Source organism: Muricoccus nepalensis (genome assembly GCF_006438825.1).
Classification (GTDB): Bacteria; Pseudomonadota; Alphaproteobacteria; order Acetobacterales; family Acetobacteraceae; genus Roseomonas; species Roseomonas nepalensis.
This window is the reverse complement of record NZ_RCZP01000126.1, coordinates 1-975: the sequence shown is the minus strand read 5'-3', so window position 1 is coordinate 975 and position 975 is coordinate 1. Positions and strand designations below refer to the sequence as shown.

1 protein-coding gene is annotated in these 975 nt (G+C 63.0%); it reads right to left on the bottom strand.

Going from position 1 to position 975, the window contains the following annotated elements; all coding sequences use genetic code 11:
* Positions 1 to 232 precede the first annotated feature (232 nt).
* On the bottom strand, positions 233 to 975 hold a 743-nt coding region (locus tag EAH89_RS30910), incomplete at its 5' end, for an IS3 family transposase (protein WP_140888026.1).

Here is a 975-nt window from a genome sequence, read left to right as displayed (position 1 = left end):
CATTCGGTACGGCGCAGCAAATCTCGGTAGCCGCCGAAGGTGCATTTCCTGCGACAGCGCGGCGCGCAACGGATGGTCGCGTAAGATCACTTGATCCCGTTCCTCACTCTCACGGTCGCACCCTTGGTTCGTTCTGGAGGAGAAGTCTTACCCCCGCCATCGACACTGACAGAGGTGGCTCCGGTCGTCTGCACAGGCTCGCGGCTTGGATAAGTGGATCGCCGCTGGTTGATCATGCCGCTGCGAGAAGCGGCTGGTCGAAGTATATCTGGTCGGGCGTGCGGCCGCCAAGAGCTGAGTGCGGCCGGATGCCATTATAAAATGCGAAGTATCGGCCGATGCCGGCGCGGGCCTCGGGGACCGATGCGTAGGCGTGCAGATATACCTCCTCGTATTTCACCGAGCGCCAAAGGCGCTCAACGAACACGTTGTCGCGCCAGCAGCCCTTGCCGTCCATACTGATGGCGATCTGCTCGCGGTGGAGGACGGCGGTGAAGGCGGTACTGGTAAATTGCGAACCCTGATCGGTGTTGAAGATCGTGGGTTTGCCGTAGCGTGCCAGCGCTTCTTCCAGCGCCTCGATGCAGAATGCGGTGTCGAGCGAGATCGAGACCCTCCAGGCCAGCACCCGCCGGGTGAACCAGTCGACGATCGCGACCAGATAGACAAAGCCGCGCGCCATCGGGATGTACGTGATGTCCGTCGCCCACACCTGGTTCGGCCGCGTCACCGCCAGCTTGCGCAGCAGATACGGATAGATCTTGTGTCCCGGCGCGGGCTTCGAGGTATTCGGCCGCCGGTAGATCGCCTCCAGTCCCATCCGCTTCATCAGCGTCGCGACATGCCGCCGCCCGACTTGCACGCGGTCCTGCCGGAGCAGATCGCGCAGCATCCGGCTACCCGCAAACGGGTAGAGCAGATGTAGCTCGTCGATCCGCCGCATGATCGCCAGATCGGCCTCCGATACCGGCCGCG